Origin of the sequence: Streptomyces sp. NPDC059861, assembly GCF_042731435.1 — a bacterium.
In the GTDB taxonomy this organism is placed as follows: Bacteria; Actinomycetota; Actinomycetes; order Streptomycetales; family Streptomycetaceae; genus Streptomyces.
Window position 1 is genome coordinate 64,880 of sequence record NZ_JBHWJQ010000022.1, and the last position, 22,013, is coordinate 86,892.

The following is a 22,013-nucleotide window of genomic DNA, read 5'->3' on the forward strand; positions in this document are numbered from 1 at the left end:
AGGAACGGGGCCTGGAACGGGGGCTTCCGGAGGGCGCCGCCCTTGTGGGGTGCCGGGTGCGTTCACCTCCCGGACGTCAGCACCAGTCCCGACGTCGGCACGCCCGTCCCCGCCGTCACCAGCGCCCGTTCCGCCCCCCGCACCTGGTTCACGGACGTGCCGCGCAGCTGCCGTACCGCCTCCGCGATCCCGTTCATGCCGTGCAGGTACGCCTCCCCGAGCTGGCCCCCGTGCGTGTTCATCGGCAGCCGGTCCTCGGCGACGAAGGCGGCCGCCTCGCCGCGTCCGCAGAACCCGTACTCCTCGAGTTGCATGAGCACGAACGGCGTGAAGTGGTCGTACAGGATCCCCACGTCGATGTCGGCCGGGCCGCAGCCCGCCGTCCGCCACAGCCGCCGCGCCACCACCGCGGCCTCCGGCAGCCCGGTCAGGTCGCCGGTGTAGAAGCTCGTCATCTGCTCCTGCGCGCGCCCCGCCCCCTGGGCTGCCGCCGCGATAACGGCGGGGCGGTGCCGCAGATCCCGCGCGCGTTCGGGCGAGGTGACGACGAGGGCCTGGCCGCCGTCCGTCTCCTGGCAGCAGTCCAGCAGCCGCAGCGGTTCGGCGATCCAGCGGGAGGCGGCGTGGTCGGCGAGGGTGACGGGGCGGCCGTGGAAGTACGCCGCCGGGTTGGCCGCGGCGTGCCGGCGGGCCATGACGGCGACCGGCCCGAAGGCATCCGTGGAGGTCAGCCCGTACGTGTGCAGATACCGCTGCGCCGCCATCGCCACCCAGGACGCGGGCGTCAGCAGCCCGAAGGGCATCACCCAGCCCAGCGCGACGCCCTCAGCCGTCGGCTCCCGGTGCCGGACGCCGGAACCGAAGCGGCGGCCCGAACGTTCGTTGAACGCGCGATAGCAGACGACCACTTCCGCCGCCCCGGACGCCACCGCCAGCGCCGCCTGCTGCACGGTCGCGCACGCCGCGCCACCGCCGTAGTGGACGCGGGAGAAGAAGGACAGCTCGCCGATGCCGCATGCCCGGGCGACGGTGATCTCCGGGTTGGTGTCCATGGTGAAGGTCACCATGCCGTCCACGTCGGCGGGCGTCAGCCCGGCGTCGTCGAGCGCCGCACGCACCGCCTCGACGGCCAGGCGCAGTTCGCTGCGCCCGGAGTCCTTGGAGAACTCGGTCGCGCCGATGCCGGCGATCGCGGCCCTCACGAGGTGCCCCCGGCGGGCAGCGTGAGGGTCACCGTGCCGGTGACGTGCCGGCCGATGCCGTTGTCGCCGGTCACGCGGATCACGGCGGTCGGCCCGTCGACCGCCTCGACGCGGCCGTTCAGCACCATGGTGTCGCCCGGGTGGTTGGGCGCGCCGAGCCGGATGGCGACCTTGCGCAGGACGGCGGCGGGGCCGAAGTGGTCGGTGAGATAGCGGCCGACGAGGCCGTTCGTGGTCAGGATGTTCATGAAGACGTCCGGCGAGCCCTTCTGCCGGGCGAGCTCCGGGTCGTGGTGCACGTCCTGGTAGTCGCGCGAGGCGATCGCCCCGGCCACGATCAGGGTGCGGGTGATCGCGATCTCCAGCGGCGGCAGCTCGTCCCCCACCTTCACGACAGCCCTCCCCGGAAGACGGGCAGCACCAACTCGTCGTCGTACCGCCGGAACTCCAGCCGCACCCGCATCCCGATCCGCACCTTGTCGTACGGCACCCCGACCACGTTGCTGACGATCCGCACGCCCTCCGCCAGCTCGACCAGGCCGACGGCGTAGGGCGGGCCGAAGGCCGGGAAGGGCGGGTGGTGCATGACGACGTACGAATGGACCGTGCCGTCCCCGGCCGCCCGGACGGTGTCCCAGTCGAGGCCGCCGCACGCGGCGCAGCCGGGGAGCCAGGGGAACCGCAGGGTGCGGCAGCCGGTGCAGCGCTGGATCAGCAGCTCGTGCCGCCGGACACCCTCCCAGAAGCCGGCGTTGTCTCGGCTCACGACGGGGCGGGGCCGGGTCTCTGCCGGGGTCCGCTGCCGCTGGGCGGGGGCGTACTTGAGGATGCGGAAGCGGTGGGTCCCGGCGAGTTCGCCGGCGGCGTGGACGCGGGTGCGGGTGGTGACGAAGTAGCCGGTGCCCAGCTTGGTGGTCTTCCTCGGCGAGACCGACTCGATCACCGTGTCGAAGGTGATCTCGTCGCCGGGGCGCAGGGGGCGCAGATACTCCTGCTCGCAGTCGGTGGCGACGACCGAGGTGCAGCCGGCCTCGTCGAGCATCCCGAGAAGTTCGTCGTAGGCCGGTGTCCGGTCCGGGGGGCCGGAGGGGCGGGCAGGGGCGGAAGCGGCAGAACCTGCCGAGCGGGCCGGGGCGGAGGCGGGACCGGAGCCGGGGGCGGCGGGATCAGGGGCAGGGGCAGAAGTGGCGGGACCTGCCGGGCGGCCTGGGGCGGAGGCGGCGGAACCTGCCGAGCGGCCAGGGGCGGAAGCGGCGGAACCTGCCGAGCGGCCAGGGGCGGAAGCGGCGGAACCTGCCGAGCGGGCCGGGGCGGAGGCGGCGGGACCGGAGCCGGGGGCGGCCGGAGCACTCGGGCCCGGGACGGCCGGCACGTCGGGCCCCGGGACGCCCGGAGCACTGGGCCCCAAGACGGCCGAAGCGTGGAAGCCCGGGTGGGCCGGAGCCTTGGGCCCGGAGAGGCCGGCCATCGTCCAGGCCTGGAGCATGGTGGGCGGGGCGACGGCGCCAGGGCCGGTGTACGCCGGGTTGGTGTCGCCGAGGGCCTCGCACCAGTGCCGGATCATGGGCAGGTTGACCGGGTCCTTGCCGGTGCCGGCGAGCGTGGCGGGACGCCCCTCGTAGGCCTTGAGGCGCGCGAACAGGTCGTCGTCGTCAGCCATGGCCGTCGTAATCCCTTCCCTCGGACGGTTTCTGACTGTCCGTCAGGCAAGGGGGGACTGTCAAGGCCGGTACACGCAAGGGACGGGCGCGACCGACGGCGGGAGGGAGAACGTCTGCGCGGCGGTGCAGAAGCACCGCCGCGCGGACTGACCTTGTTCACCCCACTGAACACGCCCCACACGCGAGTCGAGGGGACCGGCGCCGCGCACCGGCCCCCTCAGATCACCACCAGGGGTAGAAGTTGACGGCGACGTTCTCGTTGCCCTGCTGGATGGCCGTGTACGCCGAGTCGTCGACCTGCGCGGTGTTGCTCTGGTTCGAGGCGCCCGCGCCGACCGCCTGCTGCTGCGTGGTCGACGAGTTGCCGTTGTTGTCGTCGCCGACACCACTGCCGATGATGCCCGCGAACGCGTTGGTGACGGAGGCGGTCGATCCGTTGTCCGCGAAGGAGCCGTTGTCCGCCGTCGCAACACCGGCGAAGAGGGCGGCTGCGAGCGGAAGGGCGGAGACGGCGGCGACCACGCGAGCGGTACGGATGCTTGCCATGTTGGGTTCCTCCAGTAGCAAATACGCCCGGCCGGATGGCCTCGAGCGCGTGAAGTACGGCTTTCACCAGGGCGGTTGGCCGACCGCCCCGGCGGTGTGAGCACGACGTCGCGAGATCAGGATTGCCCACCGAATCCCCGGCGAACCACCCCGGAAGTGGTGATTCGCCCTCAAGCGTGATGACAAGTCGATAAACCCCTTAGGCCATGTTGAGCCCGCGCTTCAGGGCACACGGGACGCCTCCTCACCAAGGGACACAAGAGGGGAAGCGTTCCGCCAACTTTTCCGACAATCGCCTGGTCACCGGCGCGTCGAGCGTGCCCCCTCTTCCCTTCTTCGAACACTCGTACGAAAATAGAGGCATGGCCACCATCGACCGGCAGGCCACGACGCTGGCCCTCGCACACGCCCTGTCAGCCGCCGAACGCGGCCTGGCCGTCATCCCCCTGTCCCGGACCAAGCTCCCGGCCCTCCGCTCCCCCCACCGAACCGACCCCGAGGCCCCCGCCTGCCACGGGGAATGCGGCCGCTTCGGACACGGGGTGTACGACGCCTCGACCGACCCGCGCCGGATCCGCGAACTGTTCGCCGCCGCACCCTGGGCCACCGGCTACGGCATCGCCTGCGGGCTGCCACCGCACCATCTGATCGGCGTCGACCTGGACACCAAGTCGGGCACGGACTCCTCGGCCGCCCTGCGCGAACTGGCACTGCGGCATCTGTTCACGATCCCGGAGACGGTGGTCGTCCTCACCCCCAGCGGCGGCCGGCACCTGTGGCTCACCGGCCCCCCGGACACCGTCGTCCCCAACTCGGCGGGCCGCCTCGCCCCCGGCATCGACATCCGCGGCGCCGGCGGCTACCTCGTCGGCCCCGGCTCCCGTACCGACCACGGCGTCTACGGCGCCGCGCCCGGCACGGCCCACCTGGCCCCGGCCCTCTGCCCACCGGCCCTGCTCCGCCTGCTCCTGCCACCGCCCCGCACGCCCACCACGCCGAACTCCAGTACCGGGCACGGCGGCGGCCACGGCCAGGGCCTCGTCCAGTTCGTCCTCGCCGCGCACGAGGGTCAGCGCAACACCCGCCTGTTCTGGGCGGCCTGCCGCGCCTACGAGAACGGGCTGGCCCCGGACCTGCTCCCCGCGCTGATCGAGGCGGCCCTCGGGACGGGGCTCAGCGAGCGGGAGGCGCGGGCGACGATCGCCTCGGCCGCCCGCCTGACCGGGCACCGCCCGTGAAACCGGGTGATCGGCCCCGCGCGCTCACCCTAATGTGGGCCCATGTCGCTGACCCGGGTCCTCCTCTCCTCCGGCCGTTCGATCGAACTGACCGAGCTGCGCATGACGTCGACGTACGGCGACATGCTGGAGGGCTGTCCCTGTGAGCAGATCAACGACATGAAGATCAACGCGCTGGTGCGGGGCGCGCAACGCGCCTGGCCGACGACCCGGGTCCACCTGATCCCACCGCAGCGCGAGTACCCCGACCAGCAGGCGGGCGGCTTCGGCCCGGTGGAGGTCCTGCCTGCGGTGGGCTGCGCCGGGGCGTTCCGCTCCACGCCGGTGGACGGGTCCCACGACCCGCTCGACCCGGTCCTGCACCGTTCCCGCCTCACGGTGGTCTGGTTCCAGCCGACACCGGCGACGCCGTCGGGACACGAGGCGGATGCGGGCCTGCTGGCCCTGGACTGGGAGGGACTGGCACAGAACCACGAACTCTGAGCCAGACCGACGGGCCCGGGAGCGGCGAGGGAAGAGGTCGCGCATCCCGATCCGGGGAGCGGACGGTGAGTGGCATCGGTGGGTCGAACGCTGGACAGTCATCCTTCGCTGATGTCCCCCTGTTTTCCCGCAGCTCACGACAGTCAGTCACGGTGGCGGGTGTCTTGACGGTTCAGGCGCGCGTGCGCCTCGCCGTACCCCACCGGCCTCAGCTACAGCTCCGTTGCCATCGGCCGGAGCAAGCCACGACGGCCGGCTCGTGACGACGGTGCCTAGGCCCTCACCTTGGGAAGGTGAAGTCGTCAGGGATCGATCACCTCACCCACTTGACGTCGGCGCCCCGACGGGCAATCGATCAGAGGCCGGATGCGTGGGCAAGGTCGGCCTCGGCCCAGACGACCTTGCCGCCCGGTGTCGGGCGGGTGCCCCATCTGCGGGACAGCTGGGAGACGAGGAAGAGGCCGCGTCCGTGCTCGTCGGTGGTGCCCGCGTTACGCGGACGCGGGGAGCCGGCGCCGGTGTCCGACACTTCGACGGTCAGGACCTGGTGCCAGGTCAGACGCAGATCGATCGGGCTGGTGCTGTGGCGGACGGCATTGGTGACCAGTTCGCTGACGATCAGCTTCGTGGAATCCTCAAGACCGTCCAGGCCCCATTCGGCCAGTTGACTGGCTGTCAGGTTCCGGGCGCGGCGGACAGTGGTGTCGTCGCTTGGCAGTGTCCAGGAGGCGACCTGGTTCGGGCTGAGTGCGTGGGTGCGGACCAGGAGCAGGCTGGCGTCGTCGCACGCCGCTTGACCTTGGACGGTCTCCATCGCGCGGGTGCAGAGGCCTTCCAGAGAGAGATCCGATTGCGCGAGGGCGGTGCCCAGGCGGTGCATTCCCCCTTCGATGTCGTCCTCGCGGGTCTCGACCAGGCCGTCGGTGTACAGGGCGACGAGACTCCCCTCGGGCAGTTCCAGCTCCACGGCCTCGAAGAGGACCCCCAGCCCGATGCCGAGCGGGGCTCCGGCGGGAAGGTCGGGGAAGGTCACCCGGCCCTGCGGGTCGATGATCGCGGGCGGGAGGTGTCCGGCCGTGGCCATGGTGCACTTCCGGGTGACCGGGTCGTAGACGGCGTACAGACAGGTGGCGCCCACCACGGTGGCAGCCTGGTCCGAGTCATCGGTGTCCTCTTCCGCCAGTCGCTGGACCGTGTCGTCGAGGCGGGCCAGCACTTCGTCGGGAGGCAGCTCCATGTCCGCGAGCGTGCGTACGGCGGTGCGGAGGCTGCCCATGGCCGCGGCGGCGTTGATGCCGTGTCCAACCACATCGCCGACGACGAGGGCCACCCGGGCGCCGGACAGCGGGATCACGTCGAACCAGTCACCCCCGACACCGCGGTCCGCGTCGGCGGGCAGGTAGCGCGAGGCCGCCTCCACCGCCAAGCCTCCCCTGAGACGGCGTGGGAGCAGATTGCACTGGAGCGCCAGGGCCGCGGTCTGCTCGCGGCAGTACCGGCGAGCGTTGTCCAACGACACCGCGGCGCGGCCGACGAGCTCTTCGGCCAGGAGCAGATCGCACTCTTGGAACGGCACCGGGTTCTCGGTGCGGACGAACAACGCCGCGCCCAGCAGGACGCGCCGCGCGCGGATGGGGACGACCATCACGGAGTGCATGCCGTTCTCGCGGATCCTCTGCGCCAGTGCAGGGTTCTGGTCGATCCATGTGCCTGGCGCGGTGTCCAGGATCGGCTCCAGATGGGGCCTCCCGGTGCGCAGGATATCGGTGAAGGGTGAGTCGGGCGGCACGGGGACCCGCTCACCGCGCCCCCACGCGGATTCGGTGCTCCCTGGGCGGATCGAGGCCAGACCGGCACGCCGGAACACGGGCAGGCGCTCGCCCACCGCGCCGATGCGGACCGGAGCCCCCTCGCCGCGCAGGACCGACTGCTCCAGGTCCACCGTGACGAGGTCGGCGAACAGGGGGACGGCGAGATCGGCCAGTTCCTGGCCGGTCTGCATCACGTCCAGGGTGCTGCCAAGGCGCGTGCCGGCCTCGCCGAGGACGGCGAGGCGCTCGCGCACCCGTCGGCTCTCGGCGACGTCGACGCTGATGTTGCATACCCCCCGGGGCTGGCCGTCGGCGCCTTGGAGGCAGGAGAACGAAACCGCGAACGGGTGCTCCTGGCCCAGACTCGCCGGCAGCCACGTGCGGTACTCGTGGACCGTGGTGGTGCCGCTCGCCAGCACCTGCCGCAACATCGCCTCGATCGTTGCGGCCTCGACACCGGACTGCACATCGGTGACTCGACATCCGAGCCGCCGGCCAGGGGAAATGCCGTCGTGGCTCTCCATCACGTCGTTCACCCAGGTGCAGTGCAGCTGCAGGTCACGAACAGAGACGCCGATCGGCGCGCGGTCAAGGATCGCCCCCCACACCGATCCGCTCGCCGCGTCCCCGGACTGCACGCCGATGTCGGTCACGGTCGCAAGCGACCGCACCGCACCGTCCTGCCCCTGCAGAGGCGAGATCCGCAGGCCGACGTCGAGCACTTGGCCGTCCCGGTGGCGCACCGCCGTCGCGCCCAACCAGCCGTTCCGGGCACGGCACTGCTCGACGAACGCGGGCATCGCCGACGCTTCACCGAAGGACGGCAGGACGAGTGCGGCGGACCGGCCGACCACCTCGCCGGCGGAGTATCCGACAAGGTGCTGAGCGGCCTGCGTCCAGGCCACCACCGTCCCCTGCTCGTCGAGCAGCGCGAACGCCGTGTCGGATATGTCAGACGCGTGTATCTGCCTACCGAGTGTCACTCGGTCGGTGCTGGTCATCGAGCTGTCGTCCTCCGACGGCTTGGGAATGGGCGACATGGGGCATAGAAGTAAATTTGCCTCTTACGGGGCAATGACAAGACAGCGCTCTGCCCTGTGACAACGTCGCAGCCGTGGCTGATACCAGGTCGGTCAGGCAAGCCCGCTGACGGGCTGCGAGGCGGGCGCAGCAAGTGGACGGCATGCGTGCGGCAGCCCGGGAACGGCGCCCAGGAAGCAAGCATTCTCTGCGGCCGGCCTCCGCGACGTTTCCCCGACTGTCGCCGTGGTCGGCTCGACAAGGTGCTTGATCTTGCCTTGGCACTGCTCGACCGGAGATCGGTGGTCACCACTGGTCGCATACCTCTCCAACGCCAGCACCCCCGGCAGGGTGGTCGACCTGGACAACGCCAAGCGCGTGCGCACGGTGCTTGAGCACCTGGCCATGCGACAGGACGGCAAGGCGGCTGCCGCCAACACGTTCCGGCGCCGCCGCGCCGTGCTCAGCAACTGCCTGCGTCTGGCCGTGGAACACGAGCTGCTGCCCGGCAACCCCCTGCTCCGTGTGCACTGGGAGACGCCCAAGGCGGTAGAGGAGCTGGACGTACGCAGCGTCGCCACGCCCGCACAAGCGCGGGCCCTGCTCGACGCGGTCCGCGCACAAGGTCCACGCGGCGCCCACCTGGTCGCGTTCTTCACCTGCATCTACTACGCCGCGATGCGACCCGAAGAGGTGTCCATGCTGAGCGCCGACCAGTGCGACCTTCCAGCGGAAGGGTGGGGGCGGCTCATGCTCGCCGGCGCCCGGCCGCAGGTGGGATCGGCCCGGACCGACGACGGGAAGCCGTACGAGGAAGCAGCTCGAGCACCGGGCCCACCGCGCGGTCCGCGCCCACCTCGAAGCGGTCGGCACCACGACCGAGGGCCGTCTGTTCAGTGCCGTGCGAGGTGGCCCGGTCCGGTCACAGTAGTACGGCGCGGTGTGGAAGGAGGCTCGCAGGGAGGCGTTGACCGCCGCACAGGAGGCTTCCCCACTCGCCGCCATCCCGTACGACCTGCGGCACGCGTGCGTGTCGTTCTGGCTCCGCTCTGGGGTGAGCCTCGCCGAGACGGCCCGGCGTGCCGACCAGAGCGTCGCGGTACTCCAGTGCTACTACGCCAAGGTGCTGGACGGCGAGGAGGCGCGGATGAACGCGCTGATCGAGCAGGGATTGGCGAGGGCGAGAGCGGGGTGAGGGGCCGTGAATCCTGGCCGCAGGTTGGCCGCACACCCTGGTCAGAGCTGGGAAACCGGCGAGCCAGGATGAGACAAGGTCAGGTGGAAGGGGTGCCGCTCCGGAGAGTGGCACCCCTTCTGACCTGCAAGCTTCTGACCTACCGCGGTGGGTGTGGGATTTGAACCCACGGTGACATCGCTGCCACGACGGTTTTCAAGACCGTTCCCTTAGGCCGCTCGGGCAACCCACCTCCGCGCCGCCCACCAGTGGCGGAGCGGATACAGAGTACCGGGAGGCGCCGGTGCCTGGGGGCTGTGGTCCGCACGGGGTCCCCGGCTGCCGCCCACGCCGTGGAGCGATCCGCCCGGAAGCGCCCTCGGTGTCAGGAGGTGAGGACGCTGATGCCGTCGCCGAGCAGTTTCGACCCGAGAACGAAGAACAGGACCGCCATGACGGCGACGTTGTGCTGAGCTGCCCAGTCCTTCCAGTTCCCGAGCGTGGTCTTCGCTCGCTCTCCCCCGAGCAGGAAGACACCGAGCGGGACCAGCAGCCCGAGGGTGGCGATCAGGACGAAGATGGCCAGCGACGCGATCTGCTGCCCGAGCGGCAGTCCGGCTGAGCCGATCGTGGCGCCCGCGGCGATGGTCAGCGGGGCGTTCTTGGCGTTGAGCGCGGCCAGGGCCAGTCCGAGTGCGAAGACCTTGACCGGAGTGAGGCGGTCGATCGCACCCATCCACTTCGGCAGCTTGGCCTGCGAGGGATCCTTCGGGCGCCGGTGCCACTGCCGGACGCCGAAGAGGAGGAGGAACAGGCCCAGAGCGAGCTTGAGGGCTCCCACCCAGGTGGCGGGCTGACCGTTCGTGGAGGCTCCTGCGGGAGAGGCGATCGCCAGCATCACCGCGCCCAGCGCCGAGAGGCCCAGGACCCAGCCGACCGTGAAGAGCACTCCGTTGAGACGCCCCCGAGGCGTGGCGAGTATGAGGATGACCGCGATGATCGGGAGCGGGCTGACCGCGACGGCGGCCGCGAACCCCAGCACGTCACCGAGAACTTCGCCCATGGTGGCCTCCGTGCGGGGTTCGGGTGGCGATCCGGGCGAGCGGGGCCTGGCGGAAGCGGATGCCCGAACGCCTCGGCGGCGCAACGGGGCGTCGCGCGATCGGCTACGCCACTGGCTTCACGGCTGCGCGGAAGTGCTGCCCGAGAAGGGTGGGGACGGCTACGCGGCACGTCACCCCGCTTCCATCTTCCTGCGTCCGGCCCGATCTGTCCTAGGGAGCCTCGCAGGACGCGAGGACCCCCGGCCCCGGCCCTCATCGGCCTCCCCCCTTCCAAGGAATCCCCGGGATTCCAAGAAATCCCCCGGACGACCACGGCCCGGGGGCCGAGATGCAGGGCATCACACCTGAAGTGAGGATGGAGAAGTGAGGGCGATGGCGCCTCATGTCCGGGCGCGCTTGGCGACCCTCGCACCGATCGACGGCAGGAGAATCTCACGATGACTGCGACGACAGGTGCGGCCCCGTCAGCTCACCCCGAGCGGCCAGGCCGGTCGGACGGGGTCTGCAGCGAGTTCACCGTCTTCACCAGGATCAAGCCGGGCGAGGCGGACGCACTCCGTGAGGATCTCGCCAGGCTCGCCGACGCGGCGGACAGCGAGAGGGTTCATGCGGCGGTGCGCCAGATCGGCACCCTGCATGACGCACGGCACGTGATCTTCGACAACGACACGCGGTTCATGTTCGCCAGCGTCTTCGACGGCTCCTGGGACACCTACATCGACGACTTCGCCAAGACGGTGGTCGGGGCCCGCTTCGACCAGGTCTTCTCGCACAGCGAAGGGTTCCCCGGCGTCAAGGATCCAGGGGTGAAGGACTGGTTCGTCGCCCACCAGGCACCCGCTGGGGTCTTCGTCAGCGCCTATCCCGATCTGACCGTCCAGCAGATCTACAAGGACCACCGCGTGGAGGAGGCGTTCGAGGAGGTTCTGGACACCTCTGAGTTCCGGGCGGCGCTGGAGAACCCGGCGAACGCGGAGCTGGTGGCCACGCCGGCCTTCCAGAAGCTGCTGGAGGAAGCCTCGGCCTAGGCCCCGGACACCACCACCGTGCGGAACCGACCCGACATCCGGCGGATCGCGTCGGCGGGCGCGGTGGCTCCCGCAGAGGCTGTCAGACCGATGGGGAGGCACAAGCGATCATGAACACCGCGGACAGCGGCAGCGCCGCCGACGTGCACGTCGAGATCGACGACGTCCAGAGCGGGGCCCTGCGTCCGCGGCCCGTCCCGTACGAGGGGAAGTACGTCTTCCTGCGCGTCGACGACCGCCACGCCGGGCGCGCACTGCTGCGGCGGTTGATCCCGGTGACGGCGGGTGGCCTGCCCGGCGCGGATCGGAGCCAGGAGGCCTGGGTGGCTGTGGCGTTCACCTACGAGGGACTGAGAGCCCTCGGGGTGCCACAGGAGTCGCTGGACAGTTTTCCGCAGGCGTTCCGCGAGGGCATGGCCGCTCGTGCGCACCTGATCGGCGACGTGGGCGAGAGTGCGCCGGCCCACTGGGAGACACCGTTCGGAACGGGCGACGTCCACATCGCCCTGAGCGCCCTCTCCTCCGATGCGGCGCTGCTGGAGAAGGAGCTGGAGCGGGCACGTGTCGCCTACGAGGACACACCAGGTGTCCAGGTGATCTGGCAGCAGGACGTCCACCAGCTCCCGACCGGGCGCACCACCTTCGGCTTCCGCGACGGCATCAGCCATCCGAACATCGAGGGCGTCGGGCTGCCCGGCTCGAACCCACAGGAAGCCCCCATCAAGGCGGGCGAGTTCATCCTCGGCTACCCCGACGAAACCGGCAGCCTGCCGCCCATGCCCAGCCCCGACGCCCTGGGGCGCAACGGGACCTACGCGGCCGTACGCAAGATCCATACCAACGTGGCGGCCTGGCGCCGGTACCTGCGGGCGAACAGCTCCGGCGCCGAGGAGGAGGCGCTCCTGGCGGCGAAGATGGTCGGGCGCTGGCCCAGCGGGGCGCCGTTGGCGCTGGCGCCGGAGCAGGACGACCCCGAGCTGGCGGCCGATCCGCACCGTGTCAACAACTTCCTGTACCGGGAGAAGGACGACCGGGGGTTCCGCTGCCCCGCCGGTGCGCACATCCGGCGCACCAACCCCCGCGACGCCACCATCATCGGAGACGCACGGATGCACCGCCTCATCCGCCGAGGCACCACCTACGGGCCGCCGCTGCCCGAGGACGTACTGGAGGACGACGGCGCCGACCGGGGCCTGGTCGGCGTCTTCCTCGGCGCCCACCTGGAACGGCAGTTCGAGTTCATCAAGGCCGAGTGGGTCAACGACGGCAACTTCATCGGCCACCCCGGCGAGCAGGATCCGGTGGCCGGGCATCACGGCGGAACCGGCAGCGTCACCATCCCGGAGAAGCCGGTCCGACGTCGTCTGCAGAACCTGCCCAGCTTCGTCGTCACCCGGGGCGGTGAGTACTGCTTCGTACCGGGTCTGCGCGCTTTGCGCTGGCTCGCCGAACTGGAGGGCTGAGGGCGGTCGCCCACCCTCCGAGGTCCGATCGCGCTCTCCGAGGAGAGGTCGAAGTCATGGCACGACAGTTCGTCCCCTACACGCCTGACGTCGAAGACGACGACCCGCACTTCGACAAGAACCTGCAGACGGTGATCGAGAGGACCGAGAGTTACATCGCCGAGTCGGTCAGCGCCGGCGGCACCGGGAACGCCCTCCGTGACGCGCATGCCAAGGGCTACGGGCTGGTCCGCGGCGAAGTGGAGATCCTGGACGGGCTGCCCCCGGAGTACGCCCAGGGGATCTACGCGACTGCGGGAACCCACGATGCGCTCGTCCGCTTCTCCAACGGCTCACCGCACGCCGGAGCCGACGCGCGACTGGGCGCCGCCACCGGACTGGCGCTGAAGATCTTCGACATCCCTGGGCCGACCCTGCTGGAAGACGAACCGGACACGGGCACGTTCGACTACGCCAACATCAACGGCCCGATCTTCTTCTGCAACACGGTCGAGCACTACCTGTTCATCCAGGAACTGTTCCTGAACGCGCCCGCCTACTTCTCCCAGGGCCGCCCCGGCGCACATCGCTTCTTCACCGAGTTCGTGACCGGGAAGGGAACGCTGGCCCAGGGCAACTGGGCGTGGGACGAGTTCCTCGCCTTCCTGCGCCTGTCGAAAACCCCTCCGGCGAACGTCCTGCTGTCGACCTACTGGACCATGGGCGCGGTACGGCACGGGGACTACATCGCCAAGGTGCGCATCGCCCCCGACCCTGTCTTCGCCGCCGCGGTGGTCCGGCGCGACATCGACCCGACCTCGGCGGCAGAGGTCTTCCGACCGGCGCTGCAGGGCGAACTGCGGGAGCGGCCCTACGCCTTCGACATCCAGGTGCAGCTCTGCGCCGACCTGGACCGCATGCCGGTGGAGGACACCACCGTCGAATGGCCCGAACAGCTCTCGCCGTCCGTCACCGTGGCGAAACTGCGGCTGCCGCGGCAGGACATCTCCGGCCCGGAGAACCTGGAGAAGATGGACTCGCTGTCCTTCACCCCCTGGCGGGTCACCGCCGAGCACGCCCCGCTGGGCAACATCATGCGGGCCCGCAAGGAGGTCTACCGGCGATCCTCCATCGAGCGCCACCAGCTCAACCAGCAGCCGCGCACCGAACCGCGCAGCGCCGGCGAGGTGCTCGGAGCGGAAGACCCACGGTGAACGAAGGTTCTCAGCCGGCGTCCTGCGTCGGTGGTTCCCTCTCACTCCCTCACGGCGCCGGACAGGCGTCCGGTCCGCCCTGCTCGAACGCGGCCTTCGTGCAGTAGGTGATGGTCGGGGCGTAGTCCCCCATCACGGATGCGGGGTCCTGGCCCTTCTGGACGTTCTGGACGGCCTGGGGGAAGTCCGCGGCCGGCAACATGTTGCGGAAGAGCAGGATGCTGTCGACGTTGGTGGGACCCCAGTCCATCCATGTCACGCTGTCGGCGGTGGTCGCGTTGGCGGGTCGGTCCTGCGAGGTGGAGACCACGACGGTGTAGCGCCCCTCCTCGTCCAGGGCCGTCTGGTAGTCGGCGGCACAACTGCTGGAGGGGTAGGGAAGCTGCCACTGGTTCTGGCAGAGGGACCAGTACCGGAGCTGAGTTCTCATCAGCACCGACTGGCCTTCCCGGGTGTTGGGGAAGGTCGCGGCCTTGCCACGGACCACGGCGATGCGGCCGGATTCATACGACATCGGCGTGCACAGGTACTTGTTGTACGGGTTGGGGAACAGGCCGCCTGCCTTGTTGGGCACGGCGAAGCCCGGGCTCTTCACGCTCGCCTCCCCGCATCCCTCGAAGCCTCCGGGAGGCGCGTTGTCCTTGACCAGGTCCCTGATGTAGCCGGCCAGCGGACCGTCGGCGCCCTGCGTCGAGTCCGCACCCGCGCACGGCGAGAGCGAACGGACGCTGCCGTCGTCCCTCTGTATCGACAGGGAGGGCAGCGGGACCTCACCCGCGGGGTCGGACGCCTCGGCGGGCACATAGATCCGCAGTGCGAGGATGCCGGTCCCGGACGTGGCACTCCCGCTCGTACCCGCGAGAACGTTGCCTCCGGAGCCCGCCGCGACGCCCTCCTCCAGCGTGACCTGGTACTTGTGCTGCGCCGGGTCGCTGCCCGCGTTCGGGGCACTGAAGGGGTTCCGGCTGCCCGGGCTGGGGGCGATCTCGTAGTCGGCGAGCGAGTCGATCGGTGATCCCTTGACGTCGTAGGAGGTCAGCGACGTGAAGCGAGCCGACGGGTAGGTCCCCTCCACACGTATCCGGTCGCCCTGACCAAGGCGGTACGGCATCAGCCAGTACGTCGCGTTCGTCTCGGGGAACGCGAAGTTCAGCCTGTCCGGGCTCACCACGGCCGGCCACGCACAGGAGACCTGCGGCAACGGGTCCCGCGCGGTCTGGGCCGGAACGGCCGCACCGGCCGACTGCGCGGCCAGCAGCGTGAAGACGCCGGCCAGTGCCAGGGCGCCCGCTCTCAGGTTCCGGAGTGCGTACATGGAGCCGCTCCATCCGTGGATCGGGAAAGGGCGGCGGCGCGCCGGCTCCTCGAAGGGGCGCACGATGCCATGGGCGGAGTCGGGAAGGTGTGTCATGGCTCGGAAGCGGGCGCGGCGCATGGCCCGCACCGCGAGGGGGACTTCCGGTGGCACAACCACCAATGCCAGTCTCTGCCCGCCGCCGGCCCGCTGCAACGCGGAAGCGGTGCACCGCGGAACCCGCCCGTCGGGCCATGCGGAAGGGGCGCCCCTCGGTGAGGGACGCCCCTGTCGGTCGGCGGGCGGGCCCGCCCGGGGTCAGCTGTCGCCGACGCGGGAGCCCAGGGTGACGTCGACCGTGTCGGTCCTGCCGCCGCGTTCGTAGGTGATCGTCACCTTGTCGCCGGGCTTGTGGGTCCAGATCTCGCCGATCAGGGTCGGACCGCTGTCGATCACCGTCTGGTCGAGCTTGGTGATGACGTCGCCGGGCTTCAGGCCGGCCTTGTCGGCGGGGCCGCCCGCCTCGACCGGGTCCGTGCCGCCCGCACCGGTGTCGGTGATCTTCGCGCCGCCGCTCGAGTCCTCCAGGGAGACGGACGCGCCGATCTTCGCGTACACCGGCTTGCCCGTCTTGATCAGTTCCTGGGCGACGTACTTCGCCTGGTTGATCGGGATGGCGAAGCCCAGGCCGATGGAGCCGGACTGGCCGGTGCCGAAGCCGCCGTTGCTGCTGGACTGGATCGCGGAGTTGATGCCGATGACATTGCCCTTGGCGTCCAGCAGCGGGCCGCCGGAGTTGCCGGGGTTGATCGAGGCGTCGGTCTGCAGCGCGCTCATGTACGACGCCTGGCTGCTGGTGCCGTCGCTGGAGGCCACCGGGCGGTCCTTGGCGCTGATGATGCCGGTCGTCACCGTGTTCGACAGACCGAAGGGGGCGCCGATCGCGATCGTGGAGTCGCCGACGGCCACCTTGTCGGAGTCGCCCAGGGTGAGCGGCTTCAGGTCCGAGGGGGCGTTCTTGAGCTTGACGACCGCCACGTCGTAGCCCTGCGCGTTGCCCACGACCTCGGCGTCGTACTTCTTGCCGTTCGGGAACGTGGCCGTCAGCTTGCCGCCGTCGACCGCGTCGGCCACCACGTGGTTGTTGGTGATGATGTGGCCCTCGGTGTCGAAGACGAAGCCCGTGCCCGTGCCGCCCTCGCCGCTGCTGCTCTCGGCCTCGATGGTGACCGTGCTCGGCAGCGCCTTGGCGGTCACCGCGGCGACCGTGCCGGAGTCACGCTTCAGGTCGCCGCCGCTGTCCGAGGCGGAGACGGTGGTGGAGCTGGAGTCGTCGTCCCTGGCCAGCGTGTAGCCGATGCCGCCGCCCAGGCCGCCCGCGACCAGCGCGGCCACCAGGACCGCGGCGAGCAGACCACCGCGCCGTCCGCCGGGCTTCGGCGCGGGCTGCGCGTGCGGCGTTCCCCAGCCGGAGCCGTCGCCCGGGCCGCCGGGGGCGGGCTCGGGGTGCGCGTGCGTCGGGGGCGGCGGGGGCGGCCAGCCGCCCTCGGGGGCCCCGCCCTGGGGGTTCGCCGACGCGTACGCCGGTATGCCAGGGGCATGGGGCGGCTGCTCCGGGGCGCCGGGAGCGCCGGGTGGCGTGACGGGCATCGGCGCCGTCGTGGCGTCGTCGGCTTGGGCGTAGGGGGGTGCGGGTTGTTGCGGGGAGGCTGCGGGAATGTCCACCGGCACGGGGGGTGCAGACGGGGCCGGGGGTACCGCAGTGCCCTCGTTCTCGGTGCTCACAGCTTGTCTCCTCGGTCCACTGCTGTTGGTCAGGCGCGATGCGGCGGTTTCTGCGCTCGCTTGTGAGTTTGTATGCCGTCAGCTTTTCCCACAGGCCGTCAGGGCACCATAAGCGGTTGCTGTGGGTGTTCGACTCACCTTTATATGGGACCAGTCCTATTAAAGAGTCGCATTCCGGCGGCGGCCACATTACCTCCGCCTCCACGGCTACCCGGGGCCGATGGCACCATGACGCGGGTGACCCACGCACGACAGCAGATCCAGGTCGTCGCCCACCGCGGGGCCTCCGAGGACGCCCCCGAGCACACCCTGGCCGCGTACAAGAGGGCGATCGAGGACGGGGCGGACGCTCTGGAGTGCGATGTGCGGCTGACCGCGGACGGACACCTCGTGTGCGTCCACGACCGTCGCGTCAACCGTACGTCCAACGGCCGCGGCGCGGTCTCCGCCCTGGAGCTCGCCGACCTCGCCACCCTGGACTTCGGCTCCTGGAAGTACCGCGGGTCACTGCACCACCGGGACGAGGAGCCCGACTGGGTGCATCGCCCGGAGGACCCGGCCGAGACCTCCGTGCTCACCCTGGAGCGACTGCTCGGCCTGGTCGCGGACGCCGGGCGGCGGGTGGAACTGGCGATCGAGACGAAGCACCCCACCCGATGGGCCGGGCAGGTGGAGGAGCGGCTGCTGACGCTCCTGAAGCGGTTCGGGCTGGACGCTCCGGCCTCCCCGGAGGAATCCGCCGTACGGGTCATGAGCTTCTCGGCGCGCTCCCTGAACCGCGTCCGGGTCGCCTCGCCGACGCTGCCCGTGGTCTATCTGCTGCAGTTCCTCTCACCCCGGCTGCGTGACGGGCGGCTGCCCGCGGGTGTCCGAATCGCGGGCCCCTCGATTCGGATCGTGCGCAATCACCCGACGTACATCCAGCGTCTGAAGCGAGCCGGCCACCAGGTGCACGTGTGGACCGTGAACGAGCCCGAGGACGTGGATCTCTGCGTTGACCTGGGCATCGACGCCATCATCACCAACCGCCCACGCGCGGTACTGGACCAACTGGGTCGTTGATCCATGAAACGAACCTTGACCTCCGGGCCTTCCTGCACCATTCTCCGATCTCGGCCACACCGTCGAAATCCAGCCATACGTTGACCGGTCCATTACAGGGAGTGCTCCGGCGCGTTCGTTCCGTGTCCGATCGTTGCGAATGCGTCTCCGGACCTGGACCGGCCGGTTTCCGGTACAGGCCAATGGGGCATCCACACCGTGGCGTGGGGCGAAGGAGGTCTCGGGGGTGGCGTTGGTGGTGGCACAGGAGGTGCCCACGTCGTCGAGCATGGCCGTACCCCATGGCCCTGCGGGCGTGGGCAAGGCGCGACACCGGATGCGCGATCAGTTGCGCAGGGGCGGTGTGGCGGAATCGGTCATCGACGATGCCGTTCTGATCCTTTCCGAACTTTTGAGCAACGCGTGCAAACACGGGCGGCCGCTGGGCGATGCCCTGGCCGGGGACGGCGACGTCCGGGCCGCGTGGCGCGTGGACCAGGGCGGCAGGCTCCTGGTCGAGGTGACGGACGGTGGCGGACCGACGCGTCCGGCCCCGGCGACACCCTCGGTGACCGCCCACGGCGGCCGCGGGCTCAACATCATCACGGCGCTGGCCGACGACTGGGGCGTACGGGACGACACCCAGGGCGAGGTCACCGTCTGGGTGATGGTCCACGACGACGTGCACGATCCGGCTGCGGGGCACCGCCGCGACGACTTCGCTACGCGTGTCACAGCCCCGCCTGTGTCGGCCATACCCGAACTGGATTTCGCGGACGCGTTCGACGACCTGGACTGAGCCTGGCGGCCGGCTTCGACGGAACGCCGGCCGGGATCGGGGTGACAGGCACACCGACGGGCCGAGCCGGGGACGGACCGCTGGCGGGCAACGGCGAACCGCCGCCCTCCCAGAACGCGCTCCGGCGGAGCACAGGCCGATCGCGGGCAGCGGAGGCCGGCCTGCCGGGAGCCGCCCCCCTCCAGGACCGACGCCCCTCACCCTGAGGCCCGCGCAGGTTGTCCACAACGCCCCGCGCATCCACAGGGTCCCGTCACCCCGCGCACAAGCGGCTAGGCTCCCGCCGTACCAGACGAGCCGTATCCGGGAGACACCCATCATGGCCAAGAAGCGACCCCAGACGAAGGCCACGCGCCCGCAGCTCACGGACGGAGAGATCCCGGTTGTCGGCGCCCGTGAGCCCTGCCCCTGCGGCAGCGGACGCCGTTACAAGGCGTGCCACGGCCGGGCCGCCGCACAGGCCGCGACCGAGCTGGTGCACCGCCCGTTCGAGGGCCTGCCCGGCGAGTGCGACTGGGTCGCCCTGCGCGAGCTGGTCCCGGCGGCGACCGCCGAGCTGACCCTGAAGGACGGCCTTCCCGAGGGCGTCCCCTCGGTCACGCTCGCCACGGTGCTGCCGATGGCCTGGCCCGCCCTGCGCCGCGACGACGGCTCGGTCCTGATCGGCCTGCAGAACGACACCGCGTCCGGCGACATCAGCCGCGACCTCGCCGACACCCTGACGCGCGCCCTGGAGGCGCAGCCCGGCACGCCGGTCAAGGGCCGCCGCGCCCCGGCCGACGGGCCTCGCCTGCAGGACCTGCTCGACCCCAAGGCGCCGTTCGAGCCCGTCGTGCACCCCGGTTTCGAGTTCTGGGTGCCGGACCCGGAAAACGCCACGCCGGACGTGAGCGCCTCCCTGGAGCGGGCCAACGCCGCCGCGATCCCGACCGTCAAGCTCCAGGGCGTCGACGCGGCGTACTGGTGCGAGACGCCGGAGAAGAACCACCTGCGCTGGGTCATGCCGCACCCGGAGGAACAGCTTCTGGACGCCCTCGCGCGGCTGCACGCGGCGGGCCGGTCCGGCCTCGGCGAGGGCACGCGGCTCGTCGGCTCCTTCCGCGGTCACGGCCTGACCGTGCCGGTGTGGGACCTGCCTAGCGGTGTCACCGCCGACGACATCGAGAAGCCGGCGGCCGAGTTCGCCGAGCGCCTCGCCGCCGCCCTGGCCACGGACGCGCCGCTCACCGCGGACGAGCGCCGCGCGCGCGGCGGCCTGACCAACCGGCAGGTCACGCTCAGCTGACGCAAACCCTTTCGACACCGTTCGGCTGACCGGTCGGTCAGCCGAACCGGCTCCCCCGGAACGGGTGACTCCAGTCACAACTCCCGTTGCTCACAGGCCAGTCGGTGTCCGAAAGGTCGAGGAAAACAAGAGATCGAATTTGCGAACCGCCGATCTCTTGTTACCGTTTCAGTACCCCGGTTGCTGGTGCATCCCCCGTCGCCAGCAACCGGGTCTTTTCATTCGGCGTCGCCCCGGCATCGCTCACGCAACGATGCGACGGCTCAACTGCCCGTAGCCGCATCGGAGTTGCTTCCCGAGCGCAGCAGAGACGGCCCCAGTCCGCCACGCGCCCCGAACTCCGTGATCGCCGAATAGGCCGCGGGCTCGCCGTGCGTCCGCTCCCGCGGCGTCTCACAGCTGGCCGGCTCGTCCTCGGCGCCCACCGCGCACCGCATCTGCACGGTCCGGCCGTCCGGCCCCATCATGCTCAGTACGGCGTCCATGGCGTCGCCGGTCGCGTTGCGGTAGTACGTGCGCGCCCAGGTCTCCTCGCCCTGCGTCAGCACACAGGTCTGTGCCTCGATGCCGTCGGGCGAGGTGACTTCGGGGCCGCAGCGGGTGGCGGTGGCGAGCCCCAGGCCGAGGAGGTGGGCCGAGCGGGAGGGATCGGGCGCGGTGGGGTCCTCGCCGGGAGCCCCGGCGTCACCGCGCGGCCCCTCGTCGACCGGCACCTTGGCGGCACCGCGTCCCGGGACCGGCGCGGCCTTGGCGTCACGGTCGTCACCCGCGGGCCCCGCGGACGCCATGGCCAGCGGCAGCGCCACCGCGCACGTCACGACGGCCGCGAGAGCGAGCAGGCGGAGGTTCATGAGGGGACGATAACGATTGGGGCCGGGCGCCCGGTTCCGTGAGCGCCCGACACCCTCAGAACTCGGGTGCGCTCACACCCGTACGAGTGAGTGCGTCAACGACGGCGTCCACCACGGCCTCGACGTCGGGTACCCAAGGCGCGGCCGAGCCGGGCAGCGGCGCGCGCTCCCAGTGGATCTGTCCCTGACCGGTCTCCGACGGCGGCAACGCGACATAGCCGCCCTCGCTGTGGAAGCGCAGCGAGCCGGGCACGAAGTCCTTCGCGTAGAGCAGTTCGCCCAACTGTTCCATGGAGTACGGCCTGACGAGCACGGCCCAGCGGGTGCCGGAGGCGAGGACCGGGCCGAGGCGCATGCCCGTGCGGTCCAGCGCGGCCAGGGCGCGCGCCGCGGCGGGGGCCGGGAGGCTGACCGCGCAGGGCGCCGTGCCGCCGGTGGCCAGGATGATCGGCGCCGTGGGCCGGTTGGTCCACCACCAGCGCACCATGCGCTCGTCGGTGGTGGCCGCGAGGAGGCCGGGGTCGAAGGGGTGCGCTCCGGGCACCGTGCACTCCGGGTCGGGGCAGCCGCAGCGAGCCCGGCCCTGCGGGTCCGCCGTGACGCCCGGGAGTACGGGCCATTTCCATTCCGCCGCGAAGGTCAGGGCCGCGCTGAGCATTTCAGGCCTCCCGTCGTTCCGCCTGGTCAGGAGCCTGCGTCGCCTTCCGAGGATCTCGCGCATGAGCGCTCGTTCCTTTCCGTTGCACGCCTGGCAACACCGAATCACATCATGTGTCGATCACTTCACTGTGCGTACCTGTCGGCGCATCACATCCCGGCTATCCAGCACGGGTAACCCCTATGGGCCGAGCGTGGGCTGTGTCCGCGCCCATACCGAGTCCATCAAATGGATGGGCGTGGCGTGGGGTGGCGAAGTGTGGCGTTTGCCGTCGCGCGTATTTCTCTTCGCCGCCGTCACGGGAGGATGGGGCTCGGTCGTCGGTGGCTAAGACGCCCGGCTCCGTCACCAGGTTCCGGGTGCCCCCATCCACCCCTGGCCTTCACCGAGTACGTACCCCTCACGACCGCTGTGACG

General features: G+C 70.9%; 19 protein-coding genes and 1 tRNA gene. 9 read left to right on the forward strand and 11 right to left on the reverse strand.

Going from position 1 to position 22,013, the window contains the following annotated elements:
- Positions 1 to 62: 62 nt before the first annotated feature.
- The 4 genes from ACFV6X_RS20510 to ACFV6X_RS20525 form a co-directional block, all read right to left on the reverse strand.
- On the reverse strand, positions 63 to 1,202 hold the full coding sequence (locus ACFV6X_RS20510; RefSeq protein ID WP_385385455.1) for a lipid-transfer protein: 1,140 nt from the start codon (positions 1,200 to 1,202) through the stop codon (positions 63 to 65).
- Positions 1,199 to 1,594, reverse strand: a complete 396-nt coding sequence (locus ACFV6X_RS20515; RefSeq protein WP_385385457.1) for a MaoC family dehydratase — start codon at positions 1,592 to 1,594, stop codon at positions 1,199 to 1,201. The genes ACFV6X_RS20510 and ACFV6X_RS20515 overlap by 4 nt, the downstream gene beginning before the upstream one ends.
- Entirely contained in the window at positions 1,591 to 2,862 is a 1,272-nt protein-coding gene (locus ACFV6X_RS20520) for an OB-fold domain-containing protein (RefSeq protein ID WP_385385459.1), read from the reverse strand. Before ACFV6X_RS20520 ends, ACFV6X_RS20515 begins: the two co-directional genes overlap by 4 nt.
- Before the next feature lie 223 nt (positions 2,863 to 3,085).
- Positions 3,086 to 3,409 (reverse strand): hypothetical protein, encoded by a 324-nt coding sequence (locus ACFV6X_RS20525; protein ID WP_365452897.1) that lies wholly within the window; start codon positions 3,407 to 3,409, stop codon positions 3,086 to 3,088.
- A 362-nt stretch (positions 3,410 to 3,771) separates the two neighbouring features.
- Here ACFV6X_RS20525 and ACFV6X_RS20530 point away from each other — a divergent pair, with 362 nt between their 5' ends.
- Both ACFV6X_RS20530 and ACFV6X_RS20535 read left to right on the forward strand, forming a co-directional pair.
- Positions 3,772 to 4,647: a bifunctional DNA primase/polymerase gene (locus tag ACFV6X_RS20530; protein WP_385385461.1), complete on the forward strand. Its 876-nt coding sequence runs from the start codon at positions 3,772 to 3,774 to the stop codon at positions 4,645 to 4,647.
- A 42-nt stretch (positions 4,648 to 4,689) separates the two neighbouring features.
- On the forward strand, positions 4,690 to 5,130 hold the full coding sequence (locus ACFV6X_RS20535) for a hypothetical protein (RefSeq protein WP_385385463.1): 441 nt from the start codon (positions 4,690 to 4,692) through the stop codon (positions 5,128 to 5,130).
- A 355-nt stretch (positions 5,131 to 5,485) separates the two neighbouring features.
- Here ACFV6X_RS20535 and ACFV6X_RS20540 read toward each other — a convergent pair whose 3' ends face one another.
- A complete protein-coding gene (locus ACFV6X_RS20540) occupies positions 5,486 to 7,942 on the reverse strand; it encodes a SpoIIE family protein phosphatase (RefSeq protein WP_385385465.1) in 2,457 nt (818 codons plus the stop codon).
- Between the two features lie 986 nt (positions 7,943 to 8,928).
- Between ACFV6X_RS20540 and ACFV6X_RS20545 the strand changes: the two genes are divergently transcribed.
- Positions 8,929 to 9,156, forward strand: coding sequence for a hypothetical protein (locus ACFV6X_RS20545; RefSeq protein ID WP_385385467.1), 228 nt, complete (start codon positions 8,929 to 8,931; stop codon positions 9,154 to 9,156).
- A 145-nt stretch (positions 9,157 to 9,301) separates the two neighbouring features.
- Here ACFV6X_RS20545 and ACFV6X_RS20550 read toward each other — a convergent pair.
- Both ACFV6X_RS20550 and ACFV6X_RS20555 read right to left on the reverse strand, forming a co-directional pair.
- A tRNA-Ser gene (locus tag ACFV6X_RS20550) sits at positions 9,302 to 9,388 on the reverse strand.
- Positions 9,389 to 9,520: 132 nt separating this feature from the next.
- On the reverse strand, positions 9,521 to 10,198 hold the full coding sequence (locus tag ACFV6X_RS20555) for a GAP family protein (RefSeq protein ID WP_385385468.1): 678 nt from the start codon (positions 10,196 to 10,198) through the stop codon (positions 9,521 to 9,523).
- 438 nt (positions 10,199 to 10,636) lie between these two features.
- On the opposite strand from ACFV6X_RS20555, the gene ACFV6X_RS20560 reads away from it, so the two are divergent.
- From ACFV6X_RS20560 to ACFV6X_RS20570, 3 genes are all read left to right on the forward strand, one after another.
- Positions 10,637 to 11,227 (forward strand): hypothetical protein, encoded by a 591-nt coding sequence (locus ACFV6X_RS20560; protein ID WP_385385470.1) that lies wholly within the window; start codon positions 10,637 to 10,639, stop codon positions 11,225 to 11,227.
- 110 nt (positions 11,228 to 11,337) lie between these two features.
- Positions 11,338 to 12,690, forward strand: a complete 1,353-nt coding sequence (locus ACFV6X_RS20565; protein WP_385385472.1) for a Dyp-type peroxidase — start codon at positions 11,338 to 11,340, stop codon at positions 12,688 to 12,690.
- A 56-nt stretch (positions 12,691 to 12,746) separates the two neighbouring features.
- Positions 12,747 to 13,883: a catalase family protein gene (locus ACFV6X_RS20570; RefSeq protein ID WP_385385474.1), complete on the forward strand. Its 1,137-nt coding sequence runs from the start codon at positions 12,747 to 12,749 to the stop codon at positions 13,881 to 13,883.
- 49 nt (positions 13,884 to 13,932) lie between these two features.
- On the opposite strand, the gene ACFV6X_RS20575 is transcribed toward ACFV6X_RS20570, so the two are convergent.
- The gene (locus ACFV6X_RS20575) at positions 13,933 to 15,198 is read right to left on the reverse strand and encodes a hypothetical protein (RefSeq protein WP_385385476.1); all 1,266 of its coding nucleotides are present in this window, start codon (positions 15,196 to 15,198) and stop codon (positions 13,933 to 13,935) included.
- A gap of 297 nt (positions 15,199 to 15,495) precedes the next feature.
- Positions 15,496 to 16,962: a S1C family serine protease gene (locus ACFV6X_RS20580; protein WP_385385478.1), complete on the reverse strand. Its 1,467-nt coding sequence runs from the start codon at positions 16,960 to 16,962 to the stop codon at positions 15,496 to 15,498.
- A 237-nt stretch (positions 16,963 to 17,199) separates the two neighbouring features.
- Here ACFV6X_RS20580 and ACFV6X_RS20585 point away from each other — a divergent pair, with 237 nt between their 5' ends.
- The 3 genes from ACFV6X_RS20585 (at position 17,200) to ACFV6X_RS20595 (ending at position 20,087) form a co-directional block, all read left to right on the forward strand.
- Positions 17,200 to 18,024 (forward strand): glycerophosphodiester phosphodiesterase, encoded by an 825-nt coding sequence (locus tag ACFV6X_RS20585; protein WP_385385480.1) that lies wholly within the window; start codon positions 17,200 to 17,202, stop codon positions 18,022 to 18,024.
- Positions 18,025 to 18,163: 139 nt separating this feature from the next.
- Entirely contained in the window at positions 18,164 to 18,802 is a 639-nt protein-coding gene (locus ACFV6X_RS20590) for an ATP-binding protein (protein ID WP_385385481.1), read from the forward strand.
- A 319-nt stretch (positions 18,803 to 19,121) separates the two neighbouring features.
- Entirely contained in the window at positions 19,122 to 20,087 is a 966-nt protein-coding gene (locus ACFV6X_RS20595) for a DUF5926 family protein (protein WP_365452959.1), read from the forward strand.
- Positions 20,088 to 20,350: 263 nt separating this feature from the next.
- Here ACFV6X_RS20595 and ACFV6X_RS20600 read toward each other — a convergent pair whose 3' ends face one another.
- Both ACFV6X_RS20600 and ACFV6X_RS20605 read right to left on the reverse strand, forming a co-directional pair.
- Positions 20,351 to 20,938 (reverse strand): hypothetical protein, encoded by a 588-nt coding sequence (locus tag ACFV6X_RS20600; RefSeq protein WP_385385483.1) that lies wholly within the window; start codon positions 20,936 to 20,938, stop codon positions 20,351 to 20,353.
- A gap of 55 nt (positions 20,939 to 20,993) precedes the next feature.
- Entirely contained in the window at positions 20,994 to 21,659 is a 666-nt protein-coding gene (locus tag ACFV6X_RS20605) for a bifunctional DNA primase/polymerase (protein ID WP_385385485.1), read from the reverse strand.
- Between the last annotated feature and the right edge of the window lie 354 nt (positions 21,660 to 22,013).